Source organism: Pseudarthrobacter sp. NPDC080039 (genome assembly GCF_040702335.1).
Classification (GTDB): Bacteria; Actinomycetota; Actinomycetes; order Actinomycetales; family Micrococcaceae; genus Arthrobacter; species Arthrobacter enclensis_A.
On record NZ_JBFBKY010000001.1, the window covers coordinates 21,441 to 30,514 of the forward strand.

4 protein-coding genes are annotated in these 9,074 nt (G+C 62.4%); 3 read left to right on the forward strand and 1 reads right to left on the reverse strand.

The window, feature by feature from the left end; all coding sequences use genetic code 11:
• Positions 1-2,187: PKD domain-containing protein (locus AB0313_RS00110; RefSeq protein ID WP_366302812.1), on the reverse strand; the 2,187-nt coding region annotated here is incomplete at its 3' end.
• Positions 2,188-2,778: 591 nt separating this feature from the next.
• Here AB0313_RS00110 and AB0313_RS00115 point away from each other — a divergent pair.
• From AB0313_RS00115 to AB0313_RS00125, 3 genes are all read left to right on the forward strand, one after another.
• Positions 2,779-4,149, forward strand: coding sequence for an alpha/beta hydrolase-fold protein (locus AB0313_RS00115; RefSeq protein WP_366302814.1), 1,371 nt, complete (start codon positions 2,779-2,781; stop codon positions 4,147-4,149).
• 47 nt (positions 4,150-4,196) lie between these two features.
• Positions 4,197-6,782: a DUF2156 domain-containing protein gene (locus AB0313_RS00120; RefSeq protein WP_366302816.1), complete on the forward strand. Its 2,586-nt coding sequence runs from the start codon at positions 4,197-4,199 to the stop codon at positions 6,780-6,782.
• Between the two features lie 695 nt (positions 6,783-7,477).
• On the forward strand, positions 7,478-9,074 hold a 1,597-nt coding region (locus AB0313_RS00125), incomplete at its 3' end, for a S8 family serine peptidase (RefSeq protein ID WP_366302818.1).

The following is a 9,074-nucleotide window of genomic DNA, read 5'->3' on the forward strand; positions in this document are numbered from 1 at the left end:
GGACACGACCGCCCCGCCTTGGTAGTTCTGGTAGGAGCCCCCGTTGATCAGGCCGGTTACTACTTCGGTGGTGGGGTAGCCCAGGACGCCGCCCTCGAAACCCAGGGCCTGCCACTCCGAACGGATGGGGCCAATTGACTCATATGTGCCGGAGGCCGGGGCGGACACGACCGCCCCGCCTTGGTAGTTCTGGTAGGAGCCCCCGTTGATCAGGCCGGTTACTACTTCGGTGGTGGGGTAGCCCAGGACGCCGCCCTCAAAGCCCAGGGCCTGCCACTCCGAACGGATGGGGCCGAAGGACTCGTGAGGGCCGGTGGCCGTGGTCCAGATGATCGCCCCGCCTTCGTAGTTTTGTTTTACGCCGCCGTTCACCAGGCCACCGACCTCGTCCGTAGTCGGGTATCCCATCAGGCCGTTTTCGAAGTTGAGCGCGGCCCATTCGCTGCGGATGGGGCCATGGGAGACGAACAGGCTCTGCGTGGGCGTCGAGATTACGGCACCTGACTGGTAGTTGCGGTAGTAGCCACCGTCCCGGATTCCCGTTACGTCGCCGGTGGCCGTCCCAAGATTCCATTGGGCGGCCTTGGCATCCATCGCCTGAGCCAGTGTCAGGACTGTGATGGTGGCGGTGGCGGATTGAGTTGTACCTGTCCCGTACGTGACCGTCAAGGTGGCAGTGTACGTTCCGGCAGCGGAATACGTATGAGTGGGGTTTTGTAGCGCGGAGGTCGCCGTACCGTCGCCAAAGTCCCAGGACCATGAGGTCGGTGTGCCCGTAGAGGTGTCCTGGAATGCGACAGACAGTGGTACTGTCCCGGAGCTCGGGGTGGCAGTAAACGAAGCTACCGGGGTGGGAGTGGCTGGCGTAAGGGGCTCATCCGAGAACCAGTAGCTCTTGGCGACGTCGTCGCTTGCCAACATGACAATGCCAGTCGTCGCGTTGACGCCCTGTTTGCTGGTGGTGACGTCATTGATGTTCGAGGAGGACGCTGCCTGCATCACAGGGTTTCCACGGCCGGAGGCGAAGACCGGGTTGTCCATGGAGGCAGTCTTCTCGTAGATGCTGCCGGCAACCCCGGAGTACGTGCAGCCGCTCACGGAGGTCGGTGGGGCGGTCTGGAAAGCGTGGACAAGGTTGTTCTGGGTGTCCAGCACGATCTGGGGCCGGGTGACGCAGTCACCCGTAGTGGAGATGGTCGATTGCGTGAAGGAACCGGTACCCGGCTTGAAGACGAGCAGCAAAAGCTGGGGCAGTGTCGGATCCGAGGATATGTCGTTGAGGCTGGTCTTCACGGCGGCAAAGACCCGTCCGCTGGGATCAGACTGGAGAGATTTGATGTTAAGGTGGTCATCAGCCTGGCCATTGCCCCTGATGGCGGGCTGCAGAGCCCACGATGAGGACGCGGTGGGTGAGGTCCCGTCTGTCCGCGTAGCCCACCAGACAGTGCCGGTAAGTTGGTCGCTCCACATCACCCCGATCTTGTTCTTGCCGTAGGAAACCACAGCGGAAATGTCATCAGGAGAAGGGTTCGGGTTTGAAACCGGAATAACATAAGGGGTGCCCCAGCCGGTGCCCCCGGGTGCCGAGTTGTTGACGTAGACCGTGTTGGTGAATCCGCTGGTGCTGTTGCCCGCCACCTGCGTCCAGGTTGCCCAGATGGCGCCCGTGCTGTCCTCGTCAATGGTCATCGACTCGCTGCTGTTGTTCGTGATAACCATGGGAAAGCCGGCGTCCAGGGTGTAATTACCACCGGAGTAGCTGTACCGGTAAAGATAAGCGGGCTGGCCTGCCACCGAGGGTACAGGGTTCGCATTGGTCGAAACACCAACAACGTGCGAAGCGATGTAGAGATGCGCCCCATCCCAAAGGGTGTCGGCCAGGGTGCTGCCGCGCGCATCATTCAATACTCCTGTATCCACCCAGGTATGCGTCGCCCTGTCCAGGCGGTAGATGTGCCAGCCACTTCCGGTGGTCCACATATCCGCCCACCAAAATCCGTCATTCCACCACAACTTGCTCTGGGGCTTATCCGATGTGGGCGGATTTGCGACCCCGGAGTACGAGAAGCTCTGGGTGCCGTAGACCGGATCAGCTGATGCCGCGGGGGAACCCACCAGGCCCGCTGCCATGATGAGAGCCGCAAGCACCGCAGAGGCCAACGATGTCAGAAAACGCTTGATTTTCACGGCAGGGCTCCTAGACGCCGGCATCTGGCTGCTCGTTCTGCACTTCCAATTTGAGCTTTCATCCGCCGCCAGGAAACAGCGAAATCAAGTAGCCCCAGACAGTAGACCCCACCTCCAAACCAGCACAAGCACATCCACGGCTTCCTTTGCAAACCTTGAGCTTCAATCGGAGGCACGAAGAGGTCCGGCTTCAGCTTCCGCCGTCGGTCAACGGTAGTGGGATGGATGGATTACCTATCCCTACACCGAATTGCCAGTCTGGATCCCTGTACTTACCTAAGGACAACAGGATCCAGCGGTTAAATCCGAGTACTCCCTACTGGTGCCCTACCCTCGAGCGCGACCGTAACCTCGTTGCAAGAGCCCGGGTGGCTCGCGAACGAGCTGGTGGGGGCGAGACGGCAAAGGAAACGGCATAAGTCAGGAGAGGCTTGGAGGTCGGTGGAAAGGTGAGAAGCTTGCCCGCTGTCGGCTTCAAACCCGTCACACGGCTGACCTGTGCCCGGCGGCCGGTGCGGCCCGGCAGGTACTATCCCGCGCCATCCCGGAACAATATTCCACTGAACGGTCTGGGCCGGGGCAGAGAGTGATATGGACAATCTACTCAACCTGAACATTCTGCAGCAGCCATTGCGGTACGCCTTCGACGCCGCCAGTATCCTGGCCATTCTTTACTTGGTGCTGCGCCCGGTGCTCTTGCCCCAAGCGGTCCGGAGCGGACGCACGGGCGCCACCACTCCGGGCCCGATTCGGCGCGGCAAGCAACCCTCACGTCGTACCTGGCTCCTTACCACCCTGATTGCACTGGTGGCCGGCGCAGGCGCGGGGATACTTGCCCTGGTTATCTGCGAGGGCTGGCTGAACGTCTTTGGCCTTCCGTTGGACGGCGACACTCGGACATGGGTCATTCTGGCCTTTACCGCCGTCGCGTTGGCCTTGGTAAATTTGTGGCGCTCACGCTGGTGGCGGAAGATCCTGGCCGTCCTTTCCATTGTGGTCTTTCTTGCCACGGCTATCCTGGGAGTGAACGCCGACTACAGGCTCAACCCCACCCTCGGTTCCCTCCTCGGGGTGAACACAGGCCGCTTTCTGGCGCTCCCCAAGCACAATTCAGCCCCTGCAGAGGCGGGCGCGGCGCCGTTATGGCAGACCTGGAAGCCACCAGCCGGGATGCCGGCCACCGGGCGGACAGGCCCGGTCGCCATCCCTGCCACAGTCTCCGGGTTCCAGGCGCGCCATGCCTACCTCTATCTTCCTCCGGCAGCATTGGTCGCCAACCCCCCGCCGTTGCCTATCATCGTCATGATGATGGGCCAGCCCGGGGGGCCGGACCAGAACCAGTACGCTGTCGCCCGTTTGAATGCCATGGCCGCCAAGAACCATGGTCTCGCCCCCCTCCTGCTCACTGTGGACCAGTTGGGCAGTCCCTACCAAAACCCTGTGTGCGTCGATTCTCCCAGCGGCAACGTTTACTCATACGTCACCACCGACGTCGTCAATTTCATCCGCACGAATCTGAATGTGGCAAGTGGCCGGGACAGCTGGGCAGTAGCAGGCTACTCAAATGGCGGCGAGTGCGCCTTGTCCTTCGCTGCTAAGAGACCAGAGCTTTTCGGCTCACTTCTCGACATTTCCGGTGAGCTGGAACCGGTCAGCGGCAGCGTCCAGGACACCGTCAAGACCATCTTCCGCGGCAACGAGGCCAGCTTCGTTGCGGAAGAACCGGCCACCATCCTGAAATCCCACAGCTATACCGACCTGGAAGCCATCTTCACCAGTGGCTCTGCGGACACCACTTATTCGCCGCAGGTAACAGCAGCAGCAGCAGATGCCAAAGCGGCCGGCATGACCACCTACAGGTTTATCGGGGAGTCCGTTGGCCATCGTGGAGATGCCGTCGATTATGGGCTGAAGGCGGGGCTTCCGCTGCTGTTCCAACGCTTCGGCCTCACCGCGCGATGAGCAGCCAAGCCAAGTCCAGCGGCCCGGACCGAACGGGGTTTCGTCCCTTGCCCGGCCGTCTCGGCCTCGGGGCGCGCCGGGGTCAGTTCTTCGCCACCGTCAGGCAGCTGTTCCTCAAGCTCCGGGCAGCACCTGTCACGCTCGTTTACTTGGCACTTCTCTGGGCTGTTACTGCTGTGACCCGGATCCTGCACGTCCTTGGCGTTCCTTTCCGGGCCGCCCCCGGGTGGGTAGCAGCAGCCCCGTCTTCACTTTTCATCCGGCCCTGGTCCCTGGCGACGTCAGCCTTCTGGCTACCCATGCCCCTCTACTACGTCGCTGCGACAGTTACGGTACTGCTGGCAGGGCTTCCTTTGGAGCGGCGGTTGGGATCAGCCCGTTTTGCCGGCGCGCTGGCTGCCAGTCAGTTCATGGGCATCCTGGGGGCAGCGGGATTGGTTTGGGCGATCCACTCCACGATGGGCTCCTGGTCGTTTGTCCTGATGTCGGACCCCTACCTCGGTCCCACAGCGGCCCTCTGCGGGGCAGCAATGGCTGCGTCCACGACCATGCCGGTACTGTGGCGGCGCCGCCTGCGGATGGCCGTGTCCACATTGCTGTTGCTTCTGGTGCTCTATGAGGGATCCTATGCCGATCTGGTGAGGATGTTCGCCGCCGCCGCAGGAATGTTCCTGGGTCCATTCTTCTTCGGCCGCCGCCCGGCGTTGGCGTGGCCCCAAGTCTCCCGCCGCGAAGTGCGGGTTTTGGTCGCCTTGGGGGTTGCTGCCTTCGCGATTGGACCGGTCATTGCGGGGCTGTCGCGGCATGCTCCCGGCCCACTCTCGGTACTCCATCTTCTGTTCACGGATATTCAGCCGGTTGATCCCCAGGCGCTCAAAAATGCGTGTGCCTCGGGGCCAAGGTCCGTCGAGTGCCAAATGCTGCTCCTGCAGCTCCGGGCTGGGGCGGGCGGTATATTCATGGCCATTCTTCCTTGCTTTCTGCTGCTGCTCATCGCCGAGGGGCTCCGGCGTGGACGCCGCTTTGCGTGGGGCTCCGCACTGGTCGTTCTCGGGAGCACTGCGGTTCTGGCCGCCATGCATGCAGCCGGGGTGATCTGGCCGCAGGCTCTAGGGAGTCCGCAGAACGAAAACATGGACTTCCAGAGCCTGAGCCATATTCACAACAAGTTCGGCCTTGTGGTCACCCTGATGCTGCCGGTTGTGATGTTCCTGGTCGTCCTCGGGTTCGGCGATCTCTTCCCCGGCCGGGCTCCGTTGGGCACATACGCCAGGGTTACCCGCATGGTCCTCGTGCTCGGGGCTGGGCTCGCGGTCGTCTACGTTGGGGCCGGGATGGCATTGTCGCCCGGCTTCGCTCCAGTTCCATCCCCCTATCAATTCCTGGCGGACGTGCCCGACCGTTTCCTGCCGCTTGGTTACACCTTGGACGTCCCTCCTGCGTTCTTCCCCCAAAGCACCGCCGCCGTCGTGCTTTATGAAGGCACCGGGGTTGTCTTTTGGGCGCTGACCGGCGCCCTGGTGCTCCAGTCCTTCCTGCAGACGGCGCCCGGCCCGCACAGCCACGACTCTTCGAAAGTGCGGACCATACTTCGCTCCGGGACCGGGACCCCCCTCTCATGGATGACCACCTGGCCCGGCAACCGCTACTGGTTCACGCCCGAAGGCAATGGATACGTCGCCTACAGGGTCAGCGCCGGAGTTGCACTGGCCCTGGGATCACCCGTGGGCTCGGTGGCCGACTACCGGACGTGCGTGGAAGGGTTTTCCCGCTTCTGCGACGAGAACGGCTGGACGCCCTGCTTCTACTCCGCCGACCAGGCATTCTGCGATGAAGCGGCAGCAAAAGGTTGGGGCGCAGTTGAAGTCGCTCTCCAGACAGTGCTCCCACTGGCCGCGCTCACATTCACGGGACGACAATTCCAGCACATCCGTACCAGCATCAACCGGGCACGGAAAGAAGGAATCCACACCGAATGGGTCAAATACGCCGAAGCACCTGCGGAGATCCGGCAGCAGATCGACGACATATCCAAGGAATGGGTGGCGGACAAGAAACTCCCCGAACTGGGATTCACGCTGGGCGGCATCAGTGAACTCCGGGATCCGGAGGTCCGATGCCTGGTGGCACGGGACGTGGACGGGACGCTGCAGGGCGTCACCTCCTGGCTCCCGTCATACAGTAGCGGCAGGATCATCGGGTGGACACTCGATCTCATGCGCCGGCGCCCGAACGGATTTCCAAACAGCATGGAACTGCTCATCGCCACGGCTGCCCTGACACTCCGGGACGAGGGCTACAGCTACATCAGCTTGTCCGGGGCGCCCCTCGCAGGGTCCCTGCAAAACAGCAACGACGCCCCCCACACGACGGCCCTGGCACGTGTCCTGGACTGGTTGGGAAGCCGACTGGAACCCGTCTACGGATTCCGCTCCTTGTTCGCCTTCAAAAGTAAATTCGCTCCACACTACGAACCGCTGTACCTGGTTTACAACGACGCTGCCGCACTTCCCAGCATTGCCAACGCAATCGCAACAGCCTACCTCGGCGAGATATCCGCACTCCGTCGGCTGGGCCTGGCTGGACAACTCCTGCTCCCACGGATCCCAGGAACGAATCGCTCGTCCGAATAACCTTCATTTATGGATACCCGTACCAACGGGCTGGTGTCCCGCGAGAAGGACTCGGCCACTCCGCCTTGGCCCCCGCGGGAGTCCACCTCCGGCCCGGGCGCGCTCACCGAGGCACGTTTGGCATTGCCGGTCATCCCGCGCTCACTTGGCAGGCTTTCTGCACCGGCGCCATATCCTGTCTCGACATGCACGTCGCACGCAGCTCTTGCTACGGGCGCCGGCTCGGGTTTGCGTTTCCGCGATACATGCCCAGCATTGGTCGTGGTTTCGCCAAGTTTTCTGAGTCTTTACGCAGGGTTATCTGTGATCCGGCCAAAGGGCTTTTTTCGGCTGTTAAAGTCATTCCGTTGATCCTCTGCACTAACGGCCACCCCGGTGTGTGTCGCGTGGCAAAGGCCTGACGGGATGTCCCGCCGCTAACCGGGAGAAGGATGCCATGCCTATAGCCGTCCTGACCACCGGCGCTGCCATGGCCGTCGTCGGCGCCTCCGCGTCCACGGTCAGCAAACAGCCGGCCGCCACGTTCCCGGCTGTCCCAGGACAGAGGACGGCCTTTCGGCAAGCGCCTGCGCTTGATCCGAACTTTTGCAGGGACATCATTATCAATTCCAGCGCAGGCTCCAAAGGCTGGCTGGGGAGTCGGGAAGCCGAGAGGAGCGGATGTGCTCAAGGGGATTTTCACATTTGGAGCTTGCATGAACAGGGGAGCCGCAGGTTTGCTCCTGGCAGGAGTGTTTCTTGGTTCTGCCATGCCGGCAGCCATCGCAGGGGATAAGCCCGTTGCGCCGTCTGGTCCTTCAGCTGTGCAAAAGTCGTCGGTTCCGCCGCAGGCCACTGACCAGTTCATTGTGAAGTTCAAGCCTTCCGCAGCCAGCAGCGCTGCAGAGCGGGGCAAGACCTATTCGAAGGCTGGCCGCGCAACCTCCATTGATGTCAAGGAGGTGAAGACAGCCGCCGGTGACGCCAAGGTGGTGAAGGCCAGCCATAGGCTCAATGCCGATGAGTCCGCGAGTGTCCTGCAGAGCATCGCTGCGGACGACAACGTCTCGTCCGTTGAGCCCGACATTCTCATGCAGCCGACATCCACTCCCAATGACACCTACTACTCCCGGCAGTGGGCATTGTCCGATCCCAATGTCGGAATCCGGGTCCCGGGTGTGTGGGACAGGACCACGGGGACAGGTCAGGTCGTGGCCGTGATCGACACCGGCATCACGGCCCACAGTGACCTCAATGCCAACGTCATTGCCGGGTACGACATGATTGCCGACCCAGCGACTTCAAGTGACGGCGACGGCAGGGACCCAGACCCATCTGACCCGGGCGATTACCGGCTTTCGGGGGCCTGCGGCTCCGCCTCAACCTCCAATTCTTCCTGGCACGGAACGCATGTCGCCGGAATCGTCGCCGCCGTCGCCAATAACGGAGAAGGCGTCAGTGGCGCGGCGCCCGGCGTGAAAATCGAACCCGTCCGCGCACTCGGCGACTGCGGCGGCTATCTCTCGGATATTTCTGATGCCATCACCTGGGCGTCCGGTGGAACCGTCACCGGCGTACCCGCCAACGGCAACCCTGCACAAACCATCAATCTGAGCCTTGGCGGGACCGCAGCCTGCAGCGCCACCTTACAGGCGGCCATCGACGGTGCCGTGAGCCGTGGTTCCGCCGTTTTTGTGGCTGCCGGCAACGAGAACCAGCTCGCATCGAACAGCACGCCGGCGAACTGCAACAACGTCATCACCGTAGGCGCCACCAACCAGTCAGGGTCCAAGGCCTCATACTCAAATTTCGGCCCTGCAGTTGACATCATGGCTCCCGGAGGCGACACGGGGGCAGGCATCCTCTCCACACTCAACGCCGGGACAACGACTCCAGGGGCAGAGACGTACGCCTACATGATGGGGACGTCGATGGCGACGCCGATGGCAGCGTCGGTTGGCGCCCTCATGAAGGCCGCCGATCCCTCTCTCACACCGGCCCAGATTAAGGCGAAGCTTAAAGAAACCGCCCGGCCCCTTCCCGGAACCTGCTCAGGCGGCTGCGGCGCCGGCCTCGTCGATGCCTCGGCCGCCGTCGTCTATCCGTCCGCACCCGTTGCCCCCCTGTCCCCGATAGCAGCCAAGGCAGCGTCGCTGAACGGGGCTCTTGGAGCAGCGACGACGGGAGAGGTTAACGGACTCAAGGACAACGGGGCGTACCAGTGCTTCGAAAAAGGATGCATTCTTTACTCGCCCGCGTCGGGGGCTCACGTCTCAGCCGGCGCCATTCGTGACCTCTGGGCGGCAACAGGTT

Coding starts and splice junctions, on each gene's coding strand:
- AB0313_RS00115 (WP_366302814.1), top strand. CDS start 2,779: ATGGACAATCTACTCAACCTGAACATTCTGCAGCAGCCATTGCGGTAC.